The sequence below is a fragment of the Paenibacillus etheri genome (assembly GCF_001012825.1).
Classification (GTDB): domain Bacteria; phylum Bacillota; class Bacilli; order Paenibacillales; family Paenibacillaceae; genus Paenibacillus_AQ; species Paenibacillus_AQ etheri.
Genome location: NZ_LCZJ02000076.1, coordinates 96,033 through 122,025, shown reverse-complemented (window position 1 = coordinate 122,025; position 25,993 = coordinate 96,033). Strand labels below are relative to the sequence as shown.

Here is a 25,993-nt window from a genome sequence, read left to right as displayed (position 1 = left end):
AGCGATATGCTCATTTTGAAACATCTGACGAGAAAATTAATTCTCACGATGAAATTTCAAAAGCGTAAAATACGCTGTGAAACTCATCAGTTTTGGATTTCACTCTCGTGATTTCCTACTCACTCGTTGTTCAGTTTTCAAAGATCAAGTTCTCGTTGGCGCCGTTTAATGTCTCAGCAGCAACTCTTATACTATATCATGTTGTTCTCAGTAATGCAAGCTTTATTTTTCGAAAGCCGTTTATATAACTCTCTCAAACATTGCCTGTACGCTGTATAACAACGCTTAACTATAATAACCTATTTATTCATAGAAAAGCAACCCCTAATAGAAAAATAAACAACCAGCTTAATTATTAAGCTGGTTGTTTATTTAATAGAGTTATGATTCTAGCGATGCAAATTAATAGTATTTTGCTGCAGTATACTTACTTGAAGCCTTAATAAAATCCGTATTCTTCTTACTCTTCGCTGCCGATGCATCTACCGTGGTATCAATAGTAACCCATTTCCCATCCATCAATACTTCATTCCATGCATGGTATTGCGCAACATAGCTAGTATTCCCCATCACCAATTTAGCAGGCACATCTACACTACGCAGCATTGCGGCAAAAAGAGAAGCATAGTCATAGCAGATTCCTTTTTTAGTATTCAAAGTGTTGTTAATGTTCGGAATGTAATCTGTTGTTACGTTATTAGCAAGAGAATAATCGTATTGTACATTAGCAACTACATAGTTATAGATTGCCTTAACTTTCTCTTCATCTGTTGTTTTGCCTTTTGTAAGCTCTTTTGCCTTAAGGATCGCTTTATCAGAAGAACTCCATTTCACATTCTGTACGGAGCCCAAATATACGGAATTCGAGTCACTCATGGTTACGTCTACGACTTCGGAATATAACGCTTTGTATTTATTGCCGGTTGTGTTCTCAAGAACAGAAACCTTATAAGTACCATTACCTTGTTGTAAAGGGAAGTCCTCAGCTTGTCCAGAAGCATATAAGTTATATGTATAGCTGCTGTTGTCTTTAGTGATCATGAGTTTGATTCTTTTATCTTTCGGAATATCGTAGTTAATCCCAATAACACCTTGAGCCACTTTCGATGTAATCAACCAGCTCGCATCTACACTTGCGGCTTGAGCCGTGCTTACCGGAACCGCAGTAATCAGTACGAACAGCGCCACCATCATAAAATAAACCTTTTTCACGGATAAAACCCCTTTCGGTAGCTGGCTGCCATCCTTTCGGGAAGGCCCTTTAGCTTTGCGTCCCTACCTTTCGATAGGTTTGCCGTTATCGTATAAGCTCTATCTGTTCTAATTTCACTAGACAAATTAACAGAATCAGTCCAAGTAGAAATATGAATCTAAGATTCTTATATATTTTATAAAAACAAAAAAAGCCTCTTCATTCGGTAGCTGGCTGCCATCCTTACGGGAAGGCCCTTTAGCTTTGCGTCCCTACCTTTCGATAGGTTTGCCGTTTATCGTGTTTAGCTTTTATAGTCTTATACTACCATATTTATCCTCGTAAACAAGAACAAAATTGCTAGATTTGCTATTATTTTATAGTTATTTCTCTGTATTTGAGTCCTCTTGTTATTTCTCATCAACGATTAGGAAAGCTTGGCATGAACAATCAAACGATGTGTAGGATCTACTAGTGGGTCACACGTAATTAGGGTAAGAATTTTATCTTTGTTATTCCCGTCTAGAACAGACACATCACTAGGAAGTACAACAGAAATATCATAAACCTCGTAATTATAAGTCTGATCGCTAGTCTTTACCGTAATCGTATCCCCAATCACAACCTCATTCAATCTGTTAAACAATCTACCCGTAGTTCTAGCTCTATGTGCAGCTATTGCGGCGTTCCCTATTTCTCCTATTGGAGTTGTTTCTTTCATATGGGCCGCGGCATGCTTCATATTCGCTTTAGTAGCCCCTTCTAATACAGGCAGCTTCAGATCGATCTTACCGATCTCAATTAATGCGATGACTTTGCCACCCACTTCAATTTCCGGTTCCGGCTTTTCTGTTTCTTGCGGCTGTGCTTGTGCATCTAGAGCTGATTCCTCCGCTAGTAGCTGAGTGACCTCGGCATATCTGCTCTTCAGATCAGGTGGTGGAGTACTTTCAATGGTGCTCAGTTCAGCCGATTCTAATAGCTTATCCTGCTGCCAGTCGTTATACCATTCGTTAGCTTTTGGATAGAGCATGATAAGGATCCCAGCCAGTATGAGCACATACGAGAATTTACGCATGATTTTCACCTCCGTAGATTGGTTCTACTGAACTTTAGAATACCCATTTACGACTTCCGAAGAAGTTAATGATCACCGTCACAAACGTTACTAGCACCTTAGAGATCAACACTTGAATGCCTAGTTTGTCAGTCAACAGATGCATTAGCAACAGCGATATTCCGAGTACTACCAGATTCAGTACGATAAACTTCAGCAACTGCGCCTTATCAAAACCCTCTTTATTGCCACGATTGCGATCCTTGAAGGTTACTTTTTTATTCAAAATAAAGCTGTTCGCTGTCCCTGCACTATAAGAAATCACCTGTGCCAACGCGTATACCATCCCAAGTGAGTTCAGCAATGTAAAAATCACGAAATCAATAAGGGTATTTACCAGACCTACAGCATTAAATTTGAGAAACTGTATGAATGCAGTCCGCAAGTTCTTATCTGACATCTTTGTAATCCTTCCGGCGATCCACTAGTTCATCGTTATGATATCCTTTAGTCTCACTTACAATATATAGCGGTCTATCCTTAGACTCGTCATAAATCCGTCCAATATACTCTCCGATTACACCCAGCAGCATCAGAACGATACCATTAAAGAGCAAATTGACACCGACAATAGAAGCCCAACCTGGAACCGTCCATGAGGTGAAAAAGATTCTTTGAAACAATACGAAGAATAAATAGATAAAGCTAGAGAAGGAAAGAAAGAATCCGACATATGTAGCAATCTTAAGTGGCTTATGCGAAAAGGAAGTGATCCCATCGAGCGCAAAACGAATCATTTTCTTAAGAGGATACTTAGTTTCTCCTGCAAAACGTTCTTCCCGCTCATATTCCACCATCGTCTGCTTGAAGCCGACCCAGCTCACCAAACCTCTGACATACCGATTTTTTTCCTTGAGTCCTCGCAAGACATCACATACCTTACGATCAATAAGACGGAAGTCGCCTGTATCCGTAGGAATATCCACACTTGTCATGCTGCTGAGCAATCGATAAAAGATCTTAGCCGTTACCTTTTTGAACATCGTTTCTCCACGTCGCTTCAGCCGCTTCGCATACACAACGTCATAGCCCTCTTTCCACTTCTCGATCATTTGCAAAATGACCTCCGGTGGATCTTGAAGGTCCGCGTCAATAACAACAACCGCTTGACCTTCGGCATAGTCCATGCCAGCTGTAATTGCTACCTGATGTCCGAAATTACGCGAGAAATCAATTAGCTTGACGCATTCATCCCGATCACTGATCTCCCGAATCATCTGGACCGAACGATCACGACTTCCGTCATTAACGAAGACTAGCTCATAAGTATCGCCGCATTCGTCCATTACTTTTTTCAAACGTTCATAAGTAACGCTAATTACTTGCTCCTCATTGAACATGGGTACAATTACACTATATCTGGCTTTCACCCTAATTCCTCCTAAAAGCTTTATGGAGCGTTACATCTTCCTATTCTTCATAATAACGCTGTAAGCATAAACTTATTGTTATAGATAATTTTCAAACAAAATCTTAGAAAACCCAAGACGGGAACCAACGCAGCATATCCTTCACATAATCTCCGCTGACCTGCATCCCTGATAAGACTGGGTAGAATGCGATAAAGAGCAGTAAAGCAACAGCCACATATACATAACTAACATAACGAGCCCCAGGATATTTACTATCCAGCAACTTCATTATATATACAATACCAAGAATCATAAAAGGCACCATAGCAAAATAATGGTAGATAAAGGTTTCTCTTGGGACAAGCATCCACGGAACATATTGTGAGAAAAAGGCGATCCAGATCATATAGAGGTTCTTATCTTTGCGTTTCAGCGTAATCCACAGCGTTGCCAGCATTGCAAAAATACCCGTCCACCAGATAAGCGGATTCCCCATAGTCACTATACTGCTGACCTGACCTTGCGGCAATCCCTCACTGCCACTGAAGAACCAGACAGGTCTCTTCATAAACGGCCATTGCCACCAGGAAGACGCAAAAGGATGTGTAGCTACTAGCTGACTGTGATAGTTGTACATGTTCTTTTGGGAATCAATCAAGCCTTTAATAGTAAAGCCCTCTGCGGATGCAGATAAACCCGGAACAAAAGATAAACTATAAATAATGACAGGTATGATTACGAAGAATCCAACACAAGTAGCTAAAGTAATGATTGTATTCTTCCAGAACGAATTTACAGCTTCGCGACAAGTGCCTAGCAGTTCCTTGTCTTTGATCTTCCCTTCCGCGAGCAACCGTCCTGATGCTTGGTATTCTCTGTAACGCTCGAAGAGCGAGATAGCTAGCATAATTGCCAGCCCAGCTCCTCCGTACAGAACAATCCACTTGGAGGCGACACCAATCCCGAAGAATAACCCCGACCAGAATAAAGGAATCAAGGTTTTCCTTAAGGGCTGCTTGAAGAAATTCATAGTGTAATACCGCTGCATGAAATAAAACATCAGCATGATGAAGAATACTCCGTATACATCGATCGTAGAGATTCTTGTTTGTGTGAAATGCATGAAATCTAGTGCGAACAATCCAGCGGCAAGTGCTGCGTATTTACTCTTTTTAAATAGACGCAGTGCCATCACATAAATGAGAGGCAGCATCGCTATCCCGAACAATGTTCCGATAATACGCCAGCCGAATGGATTGACTCCGAACAGTTCCATCCCTACTGCGATTAACAGTTTTCCGAGCGGTGGATGCGTATTCTCATAAGGCACGATCCCATGTGTATATTCATAAGCTGTCCGTGCATGGTAAATCTCGTCAAAATAAGTACTATTCATAAAGTTAGAATACTCTGGGATGAGTGACTGCTCGTCAAAAAGATTGGCAGGCTCTCCTCTTTTAGCGACTGCATTAGCATCCGGTGTAACACCGGCTATAGGAAGAGCTACTCTTTCGCCTCCCTGCTCATAAAAGGCCATTTCATTTAAAGTGAACCCTGGCGATGTGACTGTAAACTTCACGTATCTTGCTGCGACGTTCAGAGGTTGGCTTTTCCAGATAAATACATTCCCAACGTCCTCATTTACATCTAGGGGATTGCTCCAGACATCAGGAGTTCCACTGAATTCGAGCTTAAACTTACCGGTACCTACGCCACCGAAGATATTCACTCGTTCCAATTGTTTACTCTGTCCTAGATCTACATAGAAGCTTTCACCGCTAGCTGCTGGCTCCCACAAGGTCTCTGGAGATTTAGTAGAACCTAAGTTATATAAAGCAATCGCTGCGTAAACGGCAGTAATGGCAAGTATACATATCCAATCTATACGCTTAAACTTCATCGCTCAATCTCCCTCCCTTCTGGTGCGGTCTTATTTGCTCGATAATTTTAAGGTCTTCATCAAATTTTTCTTCAGGTGTTGGGGGTGCTGGAAGAGGCTTTACTCCTCCACGAACATACACGTCGTAACCGATGTAGAGCATGTATAGCAATAATGACAGGTTAGCTATAGAAGTGACCAAAACGATTCCATCTGCACCTGGATTTATACCTGCATTTAGATGGGTCAACGTATAAGCTACATTGATATACTGCGTTAAACTGAATCCAAGGAATAGGGATAAGAACCTACGATCCCGGCTTGCTATATAAGTGAACATACAGAGAATAACAGCAGGGAACATATAGCGTTCATGCATTTTGGTTCCAAGCACAAAGACTACTACAATGAGCGCCATACCGATAAAGTAGGATTTCGATAAATCCAAGCGATCCCTTTTAAATGAATAAAACGCTGCTACGGCTACTGCCACTAAAATAAATATGAAGCCCCATACACGGTAAGTAATACCTAACCAAGTTAGATCAAGGGATGACCACATCGGATCAGTCAGTGCATATAGATTAAATGCATTCACAGAAGAATAAGGATAGGAAGATAAAGTACTCTTATACAGATTAATTAGCCCAACCAAACCACCGTTATTCCAGAAAAATGGTGCCGCGAGCAATCCGAATATTCCTAATCCATACAAGGCTCCGAATCCAAGCTGCTTCCAAGCACGGTGATGATAGAAAGCAAACAACAATACCGGTGTGAATATTAACGCTTGTGGTTTAATTAAAGTTGCTAATGCAAACAAAATCGCGGATTGAACAAACTTTTTGTTCGCAGCGCCATGAATACTGAGCAACAGGAAAATCAAAAAGAACGAATCCGCTTGTCCCCAAGCTGCTGAATTAACAAGCACCGCCGGATTAAACAGAAATAATAGCGTTAAGCCAAAAGCGATTCCTGAGCCGAGTTTTTTGCGGGACATTTGATATATGAAGTAACCCAGTACCAAATCAGAAATAATCGCTGGTAGTTTGAACAGCAGATTCTCTCCGCCCGAACCATGCGCAAAGCCAAATACACCGCGAATAAGACTAAGCATGTACAAAATGTACAAATAACCAGGCGGATAATCAGCAAAATACCCTTCTTCATAAAACTTACCTGGACCTAAATCAACCATACGCTGGCCCCAAGCTATAAAGGTATTCATGTCGTTCTGATAGCCTTGAGCAGTCAGACCAATCCAGACCCTTAGGATAAAAGCAATTCCGATGGCAATGCTTAGCCATTTGGAATAGACATTCTCTGGTTGCTTCATAAGCTTCTCACTGCGGAATGCCTTGGTATAAAGCACTGCAAAAAATACACTGAAAAGCGCTGAGATCAGCAGCATCTTGGTTGGAGACACTTTATGGGGTGTGTCCGCTTTTTTATCACCAGCATCCTGACTAACTGCCGCACTATCCAGCGAAATGACGTTGGCCCCTTCGGGAGCGGCGTCTAATTTTTCTACAGACAAGTCATCAAAATAAGCCTTACCTTGAATCAAGCTTGAATAGCCTCCCAAACTTGCACCTATGCCGAATTCTTTCTGCTTAGGTCCTGTCTGGCCCATGTATTCAAGATACTGCCACTCCCCCGCCGTATCGGTTACGCTAGGATAACCCCCACCTACTCCAACGGCAAGTATATTGGCGCCCATTCCCTCGCCTGCGGTACTTACTACTTTGATCCATCCAGAGATTTTATAATAGCTGTCTGGCGTCGCCTTAATCGTCTGCACCCATTTCAAGTGATTGGGTTCAATATTCTCTATGACTGCTGCTTTACTACCGGAGTGAACCTCGTCCGATTGGATTGAAAGTATACCAGCGTTGTCTCCTGAAATCCACATATCCTTAGTCCAGTTAGAAGGAGCATCCTCTCCCCCCTCCTCAAAACCAGGGTTCTGCAATAGATTCCCATCTGCATAAATGCTTGTTACAGGAAGCAAAAACAATAACAGCATCAATACAGTCATAACGGCCGTACGTGTACTCTTGATCATCGTTCCAACCTCACCTCGTCATATATTCATCTTAGTCCATACTTTGCCGCTTTATAAATCGCCGCCCGTGATCACTACCGTATAATTTGCAAATCTATTAATCTTGTAGTTCTCACTCAGAGCAGGAATAGTATCACCGTTCCAATAAATATATGCAGCATTCTCCCCTGGAACTATCGTTGGACTCCCTAACACGAACACATATCTTCCAAAAGTATATACCTTCTGAAAGGCAGCTCCCGGATTAGTATACTTGACCGTTACCAAGAAATCATTCGGATTGATTTTCTCATAAAAAAGTGCATAAATATAGGGCATATTAACCTTATCTGTAATATAAACCTTTCCTTCACTCTCTTCCGATGCATACTGTATAGCCACGCCGATAGAATTATAGAAGGCAGGTCCGACCCTGTCTGGAAACTCATTAAAATAGGCGTTGCAAAATAACACGAAGCACAAACTGAAGCCTGCTATAGAAACAACCCCAAGCCCTTTAATTCTCTGCGTTACCCACATAAATCCTGCAACAAGTAGTAGAATGATTGGGTAAAAAATAACGTTAATGCGGTTAATATTCACATTCGTCACGCAAGCCATCAGCACTGAAATTAATAACCAGAGCAGAATGATAGCCTGCCCCCGTCCTTCATGGTCACGTTTGGGTATTGCCCTTAGCATTACAACAAGTCCAATAAGAACAAAAGGAAGCGCAATCGGATAAGCATATCCGTAAGGCGAGATCGAATTCCATAGCAGTCCATCATTCCCACTAATCATAAGCTTAATAAATTCTTGAAAATGACCTACTGCGGTATGAAATAAGTCTCCGCTAAATACGGACGAGACCTGCTCCATACGCGGTGTAGTCAATTTAGGAATCGTGAACAATGGAGTTTCTATACTCTGCAGCTTCAAGCGATTAATCATCACAAATAGAAATATAGGCAGAGCTATAATTATAAACAATATTCCGTTCCATAGAATCGTCCGAAGCTTCAAGACTCTTATATAGAATAGAAGAATCGCAGTAGTTAAAGCAAACACCGGAACAAAAAAGTATGCCGTTCCATAAGCATAAAGCGAGAGAGCTAATAGAATTGTAAATGCATAGGACCACCTAGGGGTTTTAAGTGTTTTTAATAAAAAATAAACGGAGAGCAGGATCAAAGTGGGAAATAAATTAGACTCTAGCGCCCATCTAGACATCATAATATGCCATGGATTAATAGCGATAAAGAACATCGCTGCAATACCAGCAGTTCTGGAAGTAAATAACTCTCTGGAAATAAGATAGAATACGATCATACCCAGTAGACCCATAATTAGGCTGACAGCCCTCACAGACATCGGTGTTAATCCAAACAACCATATAAAGGGCATTGATAAGTATGCGTAAAGGGCATTCTGCCCACTTCCCCAAGCAATCAAATGGATCGGAAGATGAACACCATTCCGGTCTATCCCATAATGAAGAATTGAATAAGCGTCATAACCTATAGAAGCCTCGTCCTGATTTAAGCCTGGGGGTATTGAACCAACGTAAAGAATACGAATTACCGCTCCTAACAAGAATAACAAGAGTGGCCATGGATTTTTTTTAATATATAAATATGCTCCATTTAATCTGCCAGCCAATATGTATCACCTCTTCAACAATATAATCTATATCTTAAATGATGAAAAGGCATGAGCAAAGACTACTCCAGACGTTAGGTTAGCAAGGATATATAAAAAAACGGCCCCTTCATTAATGAAGGAGCCCGAGATGAATTTCAGAAATACTATATATATGTTAGCCCTCACTACCAAGGAATACATAACGGAGAACAATTAGGATCGCAAGTACCCACATCATCCAGTGAATATCGTATTTCTTCTTACCCGCAAGGTTAGCTACAGAAGCAAGAATTACATAAGTTACGATACCAAAGGAAATACCGTTAGCAATATTATAAGTGAAAGGCATGATAACAAGCGTTAGGAACGCTGGAATCGCAACAACCATATCTTGAAAATCGATTTGACGGATCGATTGTGCCATCAGCACACCTACGACGATCAATGCTGCAGCTGTGGCAGATCCAGGAATAAGAGCAACCACTGGAGCAAGGAACAATGCAAGCAAGAAACATACGCCCGTTGTTACAGCTGTAAGACCTGTACGTCCACCTTCAGCAACACCTGCCGCGCTTTCTACAAAAGCAGTAGTAGTCGAAGTACCCAGTGCAGCACCACCTGCTACAGCAACTGCATCGACAAACATTGCATTACCTACACGTCTATTACCTTCTTCAGGGTTATCCATAATACCTGCGCGTTGAGCCGTACCTACTAGCGTACCAAATGTATCAAACAACTCTACAAATGTGAAAGTTGCAATCGCTGAAACAATACCTGTGTGCAGGATACCATCCCAGTCAAATTGGAAGAAGTTCAATTGTGTGAAGTCAGGAACCCAAGGCGTTGCCGGACTGGATAATGCGCTGAAATCAACTACGCCCATCAACATACCAGCGACAGTTGTTCCCAAGATACCGAACAAAATTGCGCCTTTAACATTCAGCACCATCAGGACGGAGATTAGAAGAAGTCCGATAATTACCAGTTGTACATTGGAATTCTCTAGGCTACCCATGTGAATGATAGTTTCAAAGGAAAGGACATCTGTGAAAGTGTTAGCAGGAATGTCTTTACCAGCTTCAACACCAATCGTCATAAGTCCACTGTTTTTAAGACCAAGGATCGTAATGAACATCCCGATTCCTACTGTAATCGCATGCTTCAAACTATCAGGAATTGCGGTTAGCAAGATCTGCCGCACTCGAGTTACAGTCAGCAAGATAAAGATCAAACCGGAAATAAATACGGCTGTCAGACCCATTTGCCAAGTGAATGGATGCTCTGAAGTGGCGGAAGATAGAATTACGGAAGCGAAATATGCATTAAGTCCCATACCAGGTGCCAATGCCACCGGAAAGTTTATGAACACGCCCATTGCGATGGTGAAAATACCTGCTGCCAGCGCAGTCGCCAGAAATACAGAATACCAGCCCATATCAATACGGCCAAATGCTGTTAAAGTACTCGGATTAACCGACAAGATGTAAGCCATTGCCATGAACGTGGTCAAGCCCGCCATGATCTCTGTACGTACTGTAGTGCCGTTCTCTTTCAACTTGAAAAACCGATTCAAATTGTTCTCCCCCTAAGGTATGTTGTGTCTGACAGCAACAAAAAGCCGGTATCTGATAGACACCGGCTCGAAAAAAAGAGTAGCACCCAGGACCATAGCCCTAAATCTAGGACAATGCGGATTGCTCTGCTCTTCTTAATCGTAGCCAGGTCATTACGGTGACCTCGTAGAAACTTCCAGGCCAATTCCCGGAAATATACGAAAGAATTATGTTGTTGTGCTTTATCATTTTAGGTGGATATCATATGAGTTGTCAATGACAAAAAGCGAACATTTTCGACTTTATTTTTTCCATTGTTCGTAAATAATACATTTTCATTCTTTTATCCACCCACAACCCCCTTCTATTTGTGCAGCTTATTAACTATCCGCTCACTATTTTTATGGGATATTTCACTATAATTCTAGTTATTGATCTTTAGTGTACTTATAACTATGCCAAGAATTAGTTGAATGTCCTATCGCTAAACACACGACTGCGATACTCAGCCAAATGGATTTCCCTAGAATCGCTGCCAATCCGAATGCGCATACAGGAAGAACTGCCATCGGAATTGGGATAAATCCTAAAGGGTCCCATAATAAGTTATATTGCCGCCCCTTTACGATATATCGAACCCATAGACCATAATAAACAACGATAGACAAAACGATTAAGGCAGCTATAATGCCAAATTCCACCTGTTGAAAGTTATTCTTTGAGATCACAAGTACGCTTATACAACCCAATTGCCCCAATCTCTCCAAAATAGTGTAGACTGGTCCAGCATCTCGCACATCAGCAGGAACATTTTCAGGTGGAAACTTAATCATCAATAAACTAGGGGCAAGGATGATTAATGCCATTAGTGTTCCGAGAAGTGAAAATCCCATACTAATTTCTCCCTACGATAGATTTTTCCCATTTTATCACATTTATCTAGAACAGCTATATTGCGTCTATCACATTTTCATGAACACAAAAAAACTGCAGCCCCTATTCTATAAGGAGTTGCAGTTGATTGGAAGTAAGTCTGTCTTTAAAAATCTTACAGGATTAAATTAACGAGTGGATGCCCAAAAGGTCAGACCAAAAATTGTCCAGTCATTCATCACATGCACTATAAACGATGTCCATATATTTTTAGTCTTAAGGTATGGATAAAGCAACACGACTCGTGCAATACCAATACCAACAATGGCTTGGATAATGTTCCAATTATACGTTGGTAAATGGTATGCGCCAAATATAATGGATGCTACTACCCATGCTAAGATTATCGCAGATTTTCTACTCAGTTTAAGCTTTTTCACTCCAAATGCTAGAATGACCAAGAATGGAAGGATTGTTATTAATTCTTCACCAAACAGCATCGGGATCATTTTTAAGAATGTGGGAATTGCATCGGCAAAATTACCATTGAATCCTTCACCCACTGGATTAGCGCTCACATCAAACAATTTCGAAATAATGCTACCAGCAGCAAGTGTCACAATAAGATTCACAATATACGTCCCAAGAATTAAAAGAATATCTTTAGCAACTAATTTTCTGAACAAAGATGTCCATTGACTCCGTGCAACAAAGATTACTGCTGCTAATGGGAAAATCACATTCATAAATGGTTGGACTGGACCTCCAAAACCAATAAGAAAAAGAGCGAAGCCAACAGCAACAGCAATTAGAAGAATAAGGCTACTCTTTAAATTTAGACTGGGAGATTGTAATTCACTGTAGAACGGGAAATCATCGTTTTTACGCTCAAATCTAAAAAAATCACTTTTGTTCATAATCAATCAAATCCTTCCAAGGAAATATAAAACTTATGCTTTCCTTAATCCATCTAAAGTAATTACATCATAATTGCTATTATGTCTCATTTCGATAAAGGTCTTATATATAGGACTTCCCTTCGAAAAAATTCCCAACGGATTCGATTTATTAACTATTCATTCCAGTTACAACATTAGGAAAATAAACGCATAGAGGCAGGCGAACAAATTGCAGACATAGGGTGAGGTTATTCGATACATACGGACAAATAAGGGATTAAGTCAAAAGGAAGTTTATTCAAACATCATCTCGAAGTCATATGCAATTGAATTTGAAAAAGGACGAACCCTACCAAGCAAAATCATTAGAGTCTTTATTATCGCAGGTTTTAAATTAGATTTTAGTGAAAGTCCTATATTTAAGATTTTGTAGTTAGTTGGCGCTTATAGAAATAAAAAAAGTCGAAAACCCTAAACTACTAGGGCTTTCGACTTTTTTTCTATTTCCACCCAATCGTCGCAGGTGGTTTCGAAGTACGATCAAAGACAACGTTAGCTTTTAGTTATATTTAATTTTATATTCGAGAACTGCTGTGGGATATAAAATTTATTATACATTAACGGATAATCTGGCTCTGCTATGTCGTATAGGGTTTCTAGTAGTAAAAAACACTCGTTCTGCCCCATTAATTTATCTTTCCGGTCAGCTAAGTTAACGGTATGCGTGTATTTTATTTCAATATTCCCATGGTTAGCATCTACATAAGCCTGGTTCTCTAGAAAATCCAGTATTCTCTCTTTATTATCAAGATCTAAGGATAACCTTTCTACCGTTTGCATGGACATAAAAGTAAAAGCGTAAGCGTGTAGCTCACCTTCCGTTCTATACAAACGCTCTAAAGCTACGACAGTAGATGAATCCCTTTTTAATACTTGTTTGGTATGTTCCGTTTGCGGGTCTAGACGATAATGTAGATCTACTTGATCAAAAGAGCTTATATGACATTTATTCATGGGGTTGCTCAGTTTTTCTAATTGTATGTCCTCTTGTTTATAAGAAGATTCAAGTACAAAGTTCCCCTTACCACGAACATTTCTTACTAATCCATCATCTTGCAAAAGAACTAAAGCTTGCCGTAAAGTTGCGCGACTAACCCCGAGTTTTTTGGCTAAATCCGGTTCTGAAGGAAGCTGACTACCTACGAGGTATTCTCCTTTGTTAATCTGGAGAAGAAGCTCATCATATACATTGATATAAAGCGGCCGTTTCAATTTATCTAGTTTATGTGTGTTCATTCATCTGATGTCCTTTTCTCCCCATTATGACACATCATTTTTCAAGCGACAAGGAATGTCATTCTCTGCTTCAATCACAATGTAAAAACCTCCAACAAAGATTTTGGAGGTTTTTATGTGATATCAATTATTTAAGAAATTGCAAGAAAGACTCACCGTTGTCTGGCATATCAACATCAAAGTTATCTGCTATAGTCGCACCAATATCAGCAAAGGTATCATTTTCTGGTAATGCGCCACTGTCCTTTAATTGCTTGGAATAGACTAAAACAGGAATAAACTCACGCGTATGGTCTGTACCAGGGAAGGTTGGATCATTTCCATGGTCAGCCGTAATCATTAATAAATCATCTTCGCGGATGGAGTCCAATACTTCATCTAATCGCTTATCGAATGCCTCTAATGCCCTTCCATAACCTTCTGGATCACGACGATGACCGTATAAAGCATCGAAATCAACTAAATTCAAAAAGCTCATTCCAGTAAAATCTTTCTTTATTACATCAAGCAGCTTATCCATACCATCCATATTGTCTTTTGTACGAATGGATTCTGTAACTCCCTCACCATCGAAAATATCATTGATTTTACCAATGGCAATTACATCATAACCTCCGTCTTGCAAGCTATTCATGACGGTTTTATGAAATGGTTTTAAGGCATAGTCATGACGATTGGAGGTTCTCGTAAATTTCCCGGGTTGGCCTAGATAAGGTCTCGCAATAATACGACCAATTAAATAGGCAGGGTCTTTGGTGATTTCCCGAACCTTTTCACAAATCTCATATAGCTCTTCTAATGGGATGATTTCTTCATGAGCTGCAATTTGCAGAACCGGGTCAGCAGAGGTATACACGATCAGATCCCCTGTCTTCATTTGATGCTCGCCATATTCATCAAGAATAGCTGTTCCACTTGCAGGCTTATTCGCTACTACTTTTCGGCCAGTTATATCCTCGATCTGTTTAATTAATTCGTCGGGGAATCCATTTGGGTACACATTAAAGGGTTGATCAATATTTAAACCCATGATCTCCCAATGACCTGTCATTGTATCTTTCCCGACTGATTGTTCCTGTAATTTAGTATAATAAGCAAGTGGTTTCTCAGCTTTCGGAACACCTAAGATTTCTTCAATATTGGACAGACCCAATTTGGCCAGGTTGGGCAGATTTAATCCGTTCATATGTTCTGCAATGTGTAATAGGGTATGAGATCCAACATCGTTGAATTGATCTGCATCTTTTCCTTCTCCAATGCCTACTGAATCCATGACAATCAAATGTACACGTTTAAATTTCTTCATCCTACTCTCATCCTTTATCTAGTAATTTGATTATGCCCCTTTGATTTCCGACCCAATAAAAGCCCAAATTAAATAATAGCTATTCCTGCAATGGCTGCAAAAACGATAACGATACTACTGTAATTCAATGCCGCCTGGTCCTCTGTTACAAAACGTAAAAATCCGAATTGTAAATCTTTCTTATCGATTAATAAGGCAGAATAAAGGTGAATGATATCGTTGACATCAGTTTCACATAGAAGGAGGGCATTTACGCTAACTCTAATGCGATCTCCATCATTTTAGTAAATGCAGTTTGGCGTTCCTCCGAAGTGGTCTTTGCTCCTGTAATAAGATGATCACTCACTGTTAGAATGCATAGCGCATTTACACGTGCTTGGATAGCGTTCCAATAGAGGGCTACAGATTCCATTTCAACGCCCAAAATCCCTACATCTTGCCACTTTTTATTAGATGCCTGATCCGCATTATAAAATATTTCACTGGATAAAATATTACCAATATGAACCTTTTGTCCTTTATCGTCCGCTATTTTCTTAGCTTTCTCCAAAAGCTCAAAAGAAGCCGTTAGCGGATATTGTCCAGGTAAATTATATTGATGACCATAATTGGAATCCGTTGCAGCTCCCATACCAAAAATCACATCGTATAGCTCAATGTTTTCTTGCATTGCACCACAGGTACCAATTCTGATTAAATTCTTAACTCCAAATACATTGATTAATTCCCAAGAATAAATCCCCATGCTCGCTGGACCCATTCCCGTACCCATTACAGAGATTTTCTTTCCTTTGTAAGTACCGGTATATCCTAACATTCCTCTTACCTCGTTAAAGCACTGATAATCTTCTAAAAAGGTTTCTGCAATAAACTTAGCTCTTAAAGGATCTCCAGGTAACAGAATCGATTCAGCGATCTCTACTCCGTTCGGTTTAATATGAGGTGTCTCTTTGCTAGTAGTTATCATTTTGATTGGCTCCTTTAGTAGAAAATGTACTTGTTTGTCTTGTCTATTTTTTAGACAAGTACAATTTATCATAACTTTTCGAGGGATGCAAGCCCTTTCAATGAAACACATTCATGAAAGATTTGTGAAGAATGGCGCCTCCAGCACAACCCTTTACTTGAGAAATAAAAAAACTCTCTTTTATTTGCTAGATAACGCAAATAAAAGAGAGTTTTTTTGAAATCTATAGTTGCACCGAACCTATTCCCACTCGATTGTTGCTGGTGGTTTCGAAGTAATGTCATATACTACGCGGTTTACGTTCTCAACTTCGTTGACAATACGTACGGAGATCTTCTCAAGCACATCCCATGGGATACGCGCCCAGTCAGCCGTCATGCCGTCGATGGAAGTTACTGCGCGCACACCTACTGTGTAGGAATAAGTACGAGCATCTCCCATAACACCAACACTCTTCATGTTAGGCAGGGCAGTGAAGTATTGCCAAATTTCACGGTCTAATCCCGCTTTAGCAATTTCCTCTTGCAGAATGTAGTCAGAGTCGCGAACGATAGTAAGCTTGTCCTCTGTTACTTCACCCAAGACACGGATAGCAAGACCTGGACCAGGGAAAGGTTGACGCCAAACGATAGCACGTGGCATTCCCAGTTCTTCACCTAGTTTACGAACCTCATCCTTAAACAAGGTGTTTAGCGGCTCGATCAAGCTGAATTTCATATCTTCTGGCAGACCGCCTACATTGTGGTGAGATTTAATCGTTTGTGCCGTAGCTGTTCCGCTCTCAACGATATCCGTATACAGTGTGCCTTGTGCAAGGAATGCGAAATCTCCGAGCTTAGCTGACTCTTCGTCGAAGCAGTAGATAAACTCGTTACCGATGATTTTACGTTTTTGTTCAGGATCTTCAACACCTGCAAGCTTGCTCATGAAACGCTCCCGAGCATCGATTTTCACGACATGAATATCGAATTTACCTACGAAGGTTTCCATTACGCTTTCTGCTTCACCTTTACGAAGAAGACCGTGATCAATAAACATACAAGTCAATTGATCACCGATTGCACGGTGAATAAGCATTGCAACTACGGAAGAATCCACGCCACCGCTAAGTGCGCAGAGCACTTTTTTGTCTCCAACTTGGTTACGAATATCTTGAATGGCTTCATCAATAAACGATTCCATCGTCCATTTGCCGTCGCAACCACAAATTTGATACAAGAAGTTCGAGATCATTTCATTACCACGTACAGAGTGACGCACTTCTGGGTGGAATTGAACCGCGAACAACTTACGCTCATCATTGCTCATTGCAGCGATAGGAGCACTTTCAGTTCCTGCATTCAGCTTGAATCCAGTTGGAAGTTCAACCACATGGTCACCATGGCTCATCCATACTGTCTGGCGGCCCTCAAGCCCAGCCACTAGTATAGTACCTTCTTCAAAGTCAATGTCAGCTTTACCATATTCACGTTTAGCGGAGCGTTCCACTTTACCGTCAAGCTGGTGAGCCATTAATTGCATACCATAGCAAATACCGAAGATCGGTACTCCTAAATCATAGATCGCTGGATCTACATGTGGAGCATCTTCAGCATATACACTGCTAGGACCACCAGAGAAGACAATCCCTTTAGGAGCAAGTGCTTTAATCTTGTCTACTGGCGTATTGTACGGCATAAGTTCGCTGTATACTCCCAGGTCCCGAATTCTGCGCGCGATAAGTTGGTTGTATTGTCCCCCGAAATCGAGAACGACGATAATTTCATTTGGCTTATTCATTACGAGCCTCCCTTGATTATTGGATTCATTATACTCATGGTTAATTCTCATCGTCAAGGAAAGGAGAACACACTTCTCATAATAGGAGAGAGTTAAACTTCATGAAGAACATTCCTTTCCATGGAAGGAATTGTATAGCGGCAACAGCTGTTCTGACCGATTAAGTTAACCGGAAGGTGATAATCAGGCAACCACGTATAAACATAGCCGCATCACGAGTAGTAAACTCACTGATCTCTGCGGGAGATGCTGGCGCTGCAGATATTGCAGGAATTGCAGACTTAGCAGACATTTCGTTCGCGGGATTGGCCGCGACGAAAGCTGAAGGCGCGTACGCCAGGGTCTCCCACTGGCGTACGAACTGCCGGACGGCTTCGCTTAGTCCGGCATCGTAAATCTGCAGGGAGTCCACATACTCCCTGCCAGTAACACCGGGCGGCGGCGGTCCATACCGCTCCGCCAGCCCGTGCCAAGCTAGAGAGGCAGCACGTAGCTGCCTCTCGCGGCTCATGCTGCTGGCGCTGCGCGCTGCCAGCAGCAGAGCCAGGCTACGCCGCCAGCGCCAAGCGGCGGCGGGAAGCAGCGCCGCGGCAGCGAGCGGCGCTGCGGAGGCCCCGCCCGCCAGCGGCAGGGCGGGAAGGCCCGCGCTTCGCGAAGCTTGCGGTGCGAGCGAGGCTGCCGCAGGCAGCGCCGGCGCAGCGAAGCCTGCGGTAAGGGCGGGGCCAGGCGTTGGGTCAAATGGGACCCAACCAGCGCCGGCGAAATAGACCTCCACCCAAGCATGGGCATCGCCCTGAGTGACTAAATACTTCGCCGGCATTGTGTCATCCTGCAAGGTCCCTGGCCCAAAGCCTTGGACATAACGAGCAGGAATTCCTGCACTGCGAAGCAGTACGGTCATAGCTGTTGCAAAATGTACACAGTAGCCCTGTTTCGTCTCAAATAAAAAGTGATCCACAAAATCAGATCCGGCTGGCGGAACCGTAGTATTCAACGTATAGGGATATCCATGTTGTAAGTAATCCTTAATGGCTGTTACGGAGTCATAGCGGTTACCAGAAGAAGCTGTAAGCTTCTCCGCCAAATTTCTCACTCGTACGGGTAACAAATCTGGCAATTGCAAATACTTGCCTTTAATTTCCTGCGGATCGCTACTACTTAAACCACGAAGCAACACTGGATCACTCTCAGGAAGTACGGACTCCACTGTATATTCTGTGATTCGTGCAGAGCCTATCGAATCAGGCAGCCGAAAACTCTCTCTGTCCATGTTAGCCAGAACATATCCCAGTTTACTACCGCCCAAGAGTCCGACCGACTCAACATCCGTTATTATTCCCGCATTGAATAAAGGAATTCCTCCAGAAGAAGGGGTAGCAAATTGTATCCGCTGTTGTAGTGTCCGTTTCCTCGCTTCACTGCTTAGCGTCGATGAAAGATTCTTTGGAATGCTAGACAGATTAAGTCGTATAAACTCTTCCCCACCCCTGATCCATCGGCGACCATCATAATAAGCAATGCTCTCCCCTCGCCAGTAAGTACGCTCGCTAGTAATGGCCGTAAAGACAGGTTCAGTATTGCGGGATAACGGGGCACCGAGTTCACCGTCATTCGAACTATACCCTGTTGTTCCTGAAGAATTAGACGCCTTATCTTCTGGCAAATGCCCTGAAGCCCAAGTCTGCAGCTTCTGAAATGTCGATTGCAGTGCAAGCTCGCTGGTTGGTCTTGCCCCCAACATTTGCCCACCGAACCATGCTGTTGTCATCACAACAATGGCTACCGCCAAAGTCAGCCCTCCCCAACGCGCATAAGGCAGTGTAGTAACCCCCTCACGTTCTCGAAGGCGCAGGAGACCACTCATCGCGTGCATCCAAAAGATAAGACCCATTGATATTACAATATCCATTGTGGTATTGACATCAAAGCCCATATCCAAGACCAGCAAGTAAATGATTGTAACTGCTGTGAATAGCACTGTACTCCCTCGGAAGAGTGCAAGCTGCTGTACTGAGGATACCAATAGCCCCCAGCCTACAATCAATATCAAAAGCCTGCTGATCTCACTTAACTGAGAGACATGTCCAGAGAGAAGCCGGATGAGATCATTCGGGATTTCGTCCGCATAAATCCCTAGCCACCCTACCCCTTCGCCTCCACTGCATAAGTAAAACCACGCTGAAATAATAATAGTACATTGGATAGTTAGCAGCAGCCATCCCGGAATCTGAAATATTCCCCATAACAGCAATACTACCGCCAATACCATTAGAACTTGTAGCATCTTGGAGGTATCATCTAATAAAACAGACCTATATAAAGGGAGTAACCATTCAATAAATAGCCCCATAATGGCCAAAGAGAACAGCAAACGATAGTACAGAGGCACTTTTCTCTGCTTACCGGCATGACTGTTCTCCATTTGCCCCAAATTGAACTGAAAGCCATTCATAGCCAGTTCTGTATCACCCGGTGCTCCCTTACCGTAGCGTTGGTTTTCCGGATGATTCATGGAACTCTACCTCCCTGAATCTGAATGCTGGTAATGCATCATCCAGACAATACATTCGTGCTCCGAGACGAGCCAAACTGTCTCCGACAGTTCCCCTCCCAGGCTGACGATTCTCCAGTACCTTAGCCTCCCCTGGCTTCGGTGCTGATTGGTCCCAGGCGTAATAAAGCTCCACCTTTACACCTTGCATCAAGAACTTGGCGATAACCTTGGCAGATTCCTCTTCTAGTCGTCCCGTAATAATGGCTACTGTCATCCCCGGAATCCAGCCTCGGGAAGCATCATCAAGCAGCAGTGACAGGTTTCTAGTGCCATCCAGGGAAATTCCAGTAAGAATGTCCAGCACTCTCCCTGGGATTTTGCCCAGCCCTTCATGTCTAGCCATACCTTCTGGCCAACCGCCGCTGAACAACTGAACATAAGCACCTGAACGCTCAGCGGAAAGCATCAGCCCCATCGCTGTCGACACCGCTTTCTCAAATGCTGGAGGCGAATCGTCCCGGCTTCCACGAGGTTTAAGGGCATCTGTAGGAACCTCGTAGCCGAGCGGGTCATTAGAGAGCACGATACAGGTCATTCTTGCCTTTTCCCTCTCTGGAACTTTGCTCTGCAGCGCTCCCGTTCGTGCACTATTCTTCCAATGAATTCGGCTAAGTGGATCTCCTGGCTCATAATCCCTGGATTCCAAAGCCTCATCACTGATGCTTCTTCCCCGTCTAGAATACAAGGTGTCTCCCGGCATAAAACCGCTATCTGGTACAGCTCCACCAAAGTATAAAGGGGCTGGCAGCACCTTAAAACTCTGTCCTCCACCCGGTTCAGATCTCCCTGTGAACCAACCCGGAAAATCCCCCCAAGTTACTCTACAGCCCAGCAGATGATGATTGCCGCGAGATAAATTTTCAATCGTGTATGTGTATGAAAAAGAACGTTTGAATCCAGGAAATAGCAGCTTTTGATGATGGCTATCGCCCCAATAATCGGCAATGGTCATCCAAGGGAGAGGCAACCGAGAAGAGAAGCTCAGCTGTACCTTCACATGAAGTGTATTTCCAGCCATCGGTCTTGCAGGAGTAATTGTACGAACTAGCTTAATCGTCCGCGGACCAGAGAGCTGAAGCATTAATCCACCAAGCATAATCACTCCAACAACAATCAGGAGAAACAGCAAAGACGGGCCCCCTCGCCAAGCATATAAAGCACCTATAATTCCAGCCACAGTTAGCATCCTTAACCATTCCATCAGAGCACTTCGGCTACGCGGATAAGAGAAGCTTTTGACACTTCCGGCATCTTTCTTCAGTTGATCAATTAGTGATGAAGAGGACAATGGGACACCCATCCTTTGGTCATAGACTTGTTCCCAGCTCAGGAACTTATTACTATCTATTCTTCCCATGAAAAAGGGTGCCCAGACATTTGTTTTTTCTTTTTACTAGACAGCCTCAGCTCTTTTTCAGAATGTTTTTACTCGGCGCTCTACTTCAGTAACGCTTATATTAAGCGGAGGATGACCTGATGCCTCCAATAGTTCTCGTAGCGATACCCAGATCGATCCACCAATCATTTCTACCCTCGCATCGATTATCTTCTGACTTATATCAGGATGGTTTAGAACCAATTGTTTGTTCATTACATCGGCAATGATCGCTTTTCCGTTCCAATCTATTTCTCCACTTCGACTATTCACATCCCAGCTAACTCGCCCTCCAAGCCGTTCAATTACAGCACGAAGCGGAACCATATACTGTCCATTTCGCACAGAATATTCCCCGGGATTCAGCTTCGTCTCCAGCTTCCCAACCTCCAGAACCAGTGGCTTTCCAGGCCCAAATAGCCCCGCATTCGGTATGATATTCGAGGTGACCCAAGCATCTGAAGGCTTTTTCCGCTCCAAATTCGTGGCTTTTGAAGAGACTCTAAATTGTACAGGTTCCACCGTTTCATCCAATAGGCCAAAGTCATATCCAGCCGCCTTATAGCGTGCAATAATGTCCGGCAGCGCTTTGACGCTCTCTTGATGACCGCCTCCATCATGCAGCAGCAAAATAACCTGGGAAGACTTCATATCCATTGTGGATTCCTTCAAAATTTCTGAGGCTGGCACGCCTTTCCGTTTAGAATCGCCGCTATCCACCGTCCAATCCATCACCCTATAACCTGCTTGCTTCAATAAATTAAAGTAGGTATGATCAAAATGATCATAGGTTCCACCTGGGGCGCGGATAAGCTGCGGACGAACCCCTGTAATCCCCTGAACAATTTCTTCTGTCTGTTTAATTTGATTCCAAAATTCCTTGAATCCACTATATAAATCATGGTAATTATGATTATAGGTATGATTGCCAATAGCATGGCCTTGTTCCCATATGGTATCGATGAGCTCAGGATGGCTTTTAGCTTGATTACCCAGGACAAAAAAGGTTGCCTTCACACCTTCCTGATGTAAAATTTCAAGAACTTTGAAGGTGTTTTCGCTGGGTCCGTCGTCAAATGTAATATAGACTGTTTTTTTAGATTTTTTTGCAGCTGTAATTGCAGAACTCGTTGTCGAAACCTTGGATATTTTCTCTACCCCATTAGCTTGAGGGAGTTGAGGCACAGTAAGGGCCGCGCTTGAAGAGGAGTAAACTTCCAGAGATGTAGAAGCGAATGGTTCTACAGCAGATGGAAAATCTTGCATCGCCGCTACGGTAAGTTTATTCTTAACAGATACAGACTCCGCGCTAGCGGGCTGCAAGGATCGGAGCTCCCAAGAATTCAAATTTCCCCCTAGACTCCATCCGAGCATTACGATGAATACTACAACCATAACGAGCAATCCGCTTATCAACTTTCGGCGGCTGTGTGCGCATTTATTACCCTTCATCTTCTCTACCTCCAGCATTCTATTGGCTTAAAAGCCATTTGGTAGATTGTATGAAGACAAGCTGTAAAATAGAATAAGGCAACTGCCTCTTGGAGAGTGACAATCATATGGAAATGCTGAGCTTTATACAAGAATTGTTCACCAAATATGGATATAGCGTATTATTCTTTGGATTACTTCTCGAGTTCATTGCCTTACCCTTTCCCGGAGAGACCACTATGGCGTTTGCCGGTTTCCTTTCCTATACCGGGAGGCTTGATTTTTTTACGCTAATTGTAGTTGCTTTTGCAGGCACCACAGTTGGGATGACCCTCACCTACTTTGTCGGATTAAAAGCCGGTATGCCCTTTATCCAGCGATATGGAAAATGGTTTCTATTCTCGCCTACTAAGCTAGAGAAAACACAGAAATGGTTTGAGAAATACGGCAGCTTTCTTATTTTTATCGGTTATTTTATTCCAGGGGTACGTCACTTTACTGGCTATTTTGCTGGTATTATCGCGCTTCCCTTCCGTAAATTCGCCCTATACGCTTATAGTGGAGCGGTATTTTGGGTAGTGCTGTTTCTTAGCATTGGGAAGGTGTTTGGTCCACAGTGGATGGGCATCTTCCATTTGTTCGAGTCATATGCGCTTTGGATTATCTCTGGTGGTGCAGTAATAGCAGCTCTTGTGATCATTTACCGTTACCGCAAAAACATCCGTGCCCGCCTATTCCCTAGCAAAGCTGCCACTCGGATTCAGGCTCAGATTAAAAAAACTTCCAAGGAGCGGTGAATTCACCGCTCTTCTTACTGCGTATCAGCGCATACCCTGCCAGCAGTATAGCAATTCCAGAAAATCCTGCTCCCCCAGACAAGCATTCCCCGTCCCTCCGGCGAAAGATAACAAAATATATAACATAAAAGCGATCGCAAAATGATTGCTAATACTGATGCCCATCAGCAGTAATCCTTCGATCATGAGCCCACCAATCGCAACACTCAGCAGTCCTTTTGTTACATATCGTCCGGCAAAAAAAGAGACTAAGCCCGATCCCAAGCGCTGTATAAAAAGCCCCTACGCACAGATATCCCGCTTGAAATTCCTGTACTGTATATTTACCCATCATTGTAAACCTCATTTTATCTATTTGTATGAATATCTAATTAGATATTAGTCGAATCATTATTTTATGACAATGCTTTATTTTCAAGAATTTGCTAAGATGTAGTACATCATTACATAACGAAATTTTCCGAAAGGAGGGCTCTATCTTTTGAAAATTGATCGATTGCTCTCTATCGTCATTCTACTAATGAACCGGCGTCTCATTCAGGCGAAAGAGCTCGCCGATATGTTCGAAGTGTCCGTGCGTACGATTTACCGTGATATTGAAAGTATTAATGGCGCTGGAATTCCTATTGTCACCTATCAGGGATCGGGTGGTGGCATAGGCCTTATGGAAGGCTACCGGTTAGACCGCAATGTATTGACCGACCGCGAGCTGGCTGATATTTTCTCCGCGCTGCAAAGCGTCTCCTCTTATGGCGGAACTGAACATACTCTGCTCATGGAGAAGATCAGTAGCGTAATCCCGCCCTCACAGACCGCCGCTTTCCGAAGCAAAACGACCCAGCTTATCATCGATTTCTCTCCTTGGGGGCTTCAGCCTATCCTAGAAGAGAAGATTGCAACTTTAAAAGAGGCGCTGGAAGAAAACAGGACGGTGGCCTTTGATTATGTCAATGCCGACGGGCAATCCAGTCAGCGTTCTATCGAGCCCTATACTTTAGTCTTAAAAGGACAAGCATGGTACTTGTATGGCTACTGTCTGCAACGCCAGGACTTCAGATTATTCAAGCTGCATCGTATGAAAGGACTCGTTAAAGAAAACGTGGAATTCATAAGAGAGGATAGGGACATGCATGAGCTGCCCTGGAGCACTGATTATCAGCGAGTGACTTCAGCCTCAGTAGTGTCGCCAATCCTTCTGCACTTCACAGCTGAAGGCAGACATCTTGCGGAAGATCGCTTTGACTCCACTGAGCTTCAGCCAGACGGACATGGTGGATATAACGTGTCCATCCATTATCCCGAGGACGGATGGCTCTATGGTTTCTTGCTCAGCTTCGGAACGTCTTTAGAAGTGCTAGAGCCGGAACATATTCGTCATAAGCTCAAAGAGTTGGCTCTTGGGGTTGCCAAAAAGTATACAACCTAACTTTAAACCTGACGGTATGTCGTCAGATTCATAGTTCTATAATGTACTTAAAGCGAGTGCTCATAAGCTTCGCGTACATTTAAAGGAGTGCTGTATATGGAACAAGAGCATGTAGGACAAGTGCAAGGTCAGCCGAAATTTTGCCAAAGTTGTGGGATGCCTATGCCTACGGAAGATTTGCTTGGAACGGACAAGGAAGGCCAAAAAATCGAGGATTATTGTGTATACTGCTACGAAGATGGAGCATTCAAACAGCCTGACATTACGATACAAGAAATGTCTGACATTTGTACAGGCTACCTGGTTCAAGAAGGAATGGACGAGGCTGTCGCCCGTAAATTACTCGCCGAACAGCTGCCTCATCTGAAACGATGGAGAGCGTGACCAGCGCTCCTTCAACGCACTGATGCACAAAAAGGAGCGTCCGAAGGAACCTTTATGGTTCGTGGACGCCCATTTACTTGCAGAAAGAACGCAATGGACTATAAGGATACGTTAAATATACAAAA

21 protein-coding genes, 1 pseudogene and 3 riboswitches are annotated in these 25,993 nt (G+C 42.8%); of the genes and pseudogenes, 4 read left to right on the top strand and 18 right to left on the bottom strand.

The window, feature by feature from the left end; all coding sequences use genetic code 11:
- Window positions 1–402: 402 nt before the first annotated feature.
- The 10 genes from UQ64_RS28895 to UQ64_RS28850 all read right to left on the bottom strand — a co-directional run bounded on the left by UQ64_RS28895 (window position 403) and on the right by UQ64_RS28850 (window position 12,571).
- Window positions 403–1,212: a transglutaminase-like domain-containing protein gene (locus tag UQ64_RS28895; RefSeq protein WP_082651373.1), complete on the bottom strand. Its 810-nt coding sequence runs from the start codon at window positions 1,210–1,212 to the stop codon at window positions 403–405.
- Window positions 1,213–1,225: 13 nt separating this feature from the next.
- A riboswitch (cyclic di-GMP riboswitch) is annotated at window positions 1,226–1,306 on the bottom strand.
- 108 nt (window positions 1,307–1,414) lie between these two features.
- A riboswitch (cyclic di-GMP riboswitch) is annotated at window positions 1,415–1,495 on the bottom strand.
- 124 nt (window positions 1,496–1,619) lie between these two features.
- The gene (locus UQ64_RS28890; protein ID WP_060626887.1) at window positions 1,620–2,270 is read right to left on the bottom strand and encodes a class D sortase; all 651 of its coding nucleotides are present in this window, start codon (window positions 2,268–2,270) and stop codon (window positions 1,620–1,622) included.
- 34 nt (window positions 2,271–2,304) lie between these two features.
- Window positions 2,305–2,709 carry a GtrA family protein gene (locus tag UQ64_RS28885; protein ID WP_060626886.1) on the bottom strand — a complete coding sequence of 135 codons (405 nt, stop codon included), beginning with the start codon at window positions 2,707–2,709 and terminating at the stop codon, window positions 2,305–2,307.
- Window positions 2,699–3,679: a glycosyltransferase family 2 protein gene (locus UQ64_RS28880; RefSeq protein ID WP_082651372.1), complete on the bottom strand. Its 981-nt coding sequence runs from the start codon at window positions 3,677–3,679 to the stop codon at window positions 2,699–2,701. The genes UQ64_RS28885 and UQ64_RS28880 overlap by 11 nt, the downstream gene beginning before the upstream one ends.
- Window positions 3,680–3,782: 103 nt before the next feature.
- Window positions 3,783–5,561: a phospholipid carrier-dependent glycosyltransferase gene (locus tag UQ64_RS32480; RefSeq protein ID WP_060626885.1), complete on the bottom strand. Its 1,779-nt coding sequence runs from the start codon at window positions 5,559–5,561 to the stop codon at window positions 3,783–3,785.
- Window positions 5,551–7,605 carry a glycosyltransferase 87 family protein gene (locus tag UQ64_RS32475; RefSeq protein WP_060626884.1) on the bottom strand — a complete coding sequence of 685 codons (2,055 nt, stop codon included), beginning with the start codon at window positions 7,603–7,605 and terminating at the stop codon, window positions 5,551–5,553. Before UQ64_RS32475 ends, UQ64_RS32480 begins: the two co-directional genes overlap by 11 nt.
- A 51-nt stretch (window positions 7,606–7,656) precedes the next feature.
- The gene (locus tag UQ64_RS28865; protein ID WP_060626883.1) at window positions 7,657–9,243 is read right to left on the bottom strand and encodes a glycosyltransferase family 39 protein; all 1,587 of its coding nucleotides are present in this window, start codon (window positions 9,241–9,243) and stop codon (window positions 7,657–7,659) included.
- Between the two features lie 157 nt (window positions 9,244–9,400).
- Window positions 9,401–10,801, bottom strand: a complete 1,401-nt coding sequence (locus UQ64_RS28860; protein ID WP_060626882.1) for an NCS2 family permease — start codon at window positions 10,799–10,801, stop codon at window positions 9,401–9,403.
- 122 nt (window positions 10,802–10,923) lie between these two features.
- Window positions 10,924–11,023: riboswitch (purine riboswitch) on the bottom strand.
- A 186-nt stretch (window positions 11,024–11,209) separates the two neighbouring features.
- Window positions 11,210–11,674, bottom strand: coding sequence for a hypothetical protein (locus UQ64_RS28855; RefSeq protein WP_060626881.1), 465 nt, complete (start codon window positions 11,672–11,674; stop codon window positions 11,210–11,212).
- A 168-nt stretch (window positions 11,675–11,842) separates the two neighbouring features.
- Complete coding sequence (locus tag UQ64_RS28850) at window positions 11,843–12,571, bottom strand: CPBP family intramembrane glutamic endopeptidase (protein ID WP_060626880.1); 729 nt, start codon at window positions 12,569–12,571, stop codon at window positions 11,843–11,845.
- Between the two features lie 232 nt (window positions 12,572–12,803).
- On the opposite strand from UQ64_RS28850, the pseudogene UQ64_RS32470 reads away from it, so the two are divergent.
- Window positions 12,804–12,903 (top strand): annotated as a pseudogene (locus tag UQ64_RS32470) (helix-turn-helix domain-containing protein); the annotation flags it as partial.
- A 202-nt stretch (window positions 12,904–13,105) separates the two neighbouring features.
- On the opposite strand, the gene UQ64_RS28845 reads toward UQ64_RS32470, so the two are convergent.
- The 7 genes from UQ64_RS28845 to UQ64_RS28815 form a co-directional block, all read right to left on the bottom strand.
- On the bottom strand, window positions 13,106–13,849 hold the full coding sequence (locus UQ64_RS28845; protein ID WP_060626879.1) for a GntR family transcriptional regulator: 744 nt from the start codon (window positions 13,847–13,849) through the stop codon (window positions 13,106–13,108).
- Between the two features lie 127 nt (window positions 13,850–13,976).
- A complete protein-coding gene (gene deoB, locus UQ64_RS28840; protein ID WP_060626878.1) occupies window positions 13,977–15,155 on the bottom strand; it encodes a phosphopentomutase in 1,179 nt (392 codons plus the stop codon).
- Between the two features lie 250 nt (window positions 15,156–15,405).
- A complete protein-coding gene (deoD, locus tag UQ64_RS28835; RefSeq protein ID WP_060626877.1) occupies window positions 15,406–16,122 on the bottom strand; it encodes a purine-nucleoside phosphorylase in 717 nt (238 codons plus the stop codon).
- Window positions 16,123–16,362: 240 nt separating this feature from the next.
- Window positions 16,363–17,901, bottom strand: coding sequence for a glutamine-hydrolyzing GMP synthase (guaA, locus tag UQ64_RS28830; RefSeq protein WP_060626876.1), 1,539 nt, complete (start codon window positions 17,899–17,901; stop codon window positions 16,363–16,365).
- Between the two features lie 160 nt (window positions 17,902–18,061).
- Window positions 18,062–20,413: a DUF4129 domain-containing transglutaminase family protein gene (locus tag UQ64_RS28825; protein WP_060626875.1), complete on the bottom strand. Its 2,352-nt coding sequence runs from the start codon at window positions 20,411–20,413 to the stop codon at window positions 18,062–18,064.
- On the bottom strand, window positions 20,382–21,812 hold the full coding sequence (locus UQ64_RS28820) for a DUF58 domain-containing protein (protein WP_082651371.1): 1,431 nt from the start codon (window positions 21,810–21,812) through the stop codon (window positions 20,382–20,384). The genes UQ64_RS28825 and UQ64_RS28820 overlap by 32 nt, the downstream gene beginning before the upstream one ends.
- Before the next feature lie 57 nt (window positions 21,813–21,869).
- On the bottom strand, window positions 21,870–23,282 hold the full coding sequence (locus UQ64_RS28815; RefSeq protein ID WP_060626873.1) for a polysaccharide deacetylase family protein: 1,413 nt from the start codon (window positions 23,280–23,282) through the stop codon (window positions 21,870–21,872).
- A 107-nt stretch (window positions 23,283–23,389) separates the two neighbouring features.
- Between UQ64_RS28815 and UQ64_RS28810 the strand changes: the two genes are divergently transcribed.
- Window positions 23,390–24,058, top strand: coding sequence for a DedA family protein (locus UQ64_RS28810; RefSeq protein WP_060626872.1), 669 nt, complete (start codon window positions 23,390–23,392; stop codon window positions 24,056–24,058).
- A gap of 24 nt (window positions 24,059–24,082) precedes the next feature.
- Here UQ64_RS28810 and UQ64_RS28805 read toward each other — a convergent pair whose 3' ends face one another.
- Window positions 24,083–24,322, bottom strand: a complete 240-nt coding sequence (locus tag UQ64_RS28805; RefSeq protein ID WP_060626871.1) for a hypothetical protein — start codon at window positions 24,320–24,322, stop codon at window positions 24,083–24,085.
- Between the two features lie 217 nt (window positions 24,323–24,539).
- Between UQ64_RS28805 and UQ64_RS28800 the strand changes: the two genes are divergently transcribed.
- The gene (locus tag UQ64_RS28800; RefSeq protein ID WP_060626870.1) at window positions 24,540–25,484 is read left to right on the top strand and encodes a helix-turn-helix transcriptional regulator; all 945 of its coding nucleotides are present in this window, start codon (window positions 24,540–24,542) and stop codon (window positions 25,482–25,484) included.
- Window positions 25,485–25,580: 96 nt separating this feature from the next.
- Entirely contained in the window at window positions 25,581–25,868 is a 288-nt protein-coding gene (locus tag UQ64_RS28795) for a zinc ribbon domain-containing protein (RefSeq protein WP_060626869.1), read from the top strand.
- The last annotated feature ends 125 nt before the right edge of the window (window positions 25,869–25,993 follow it).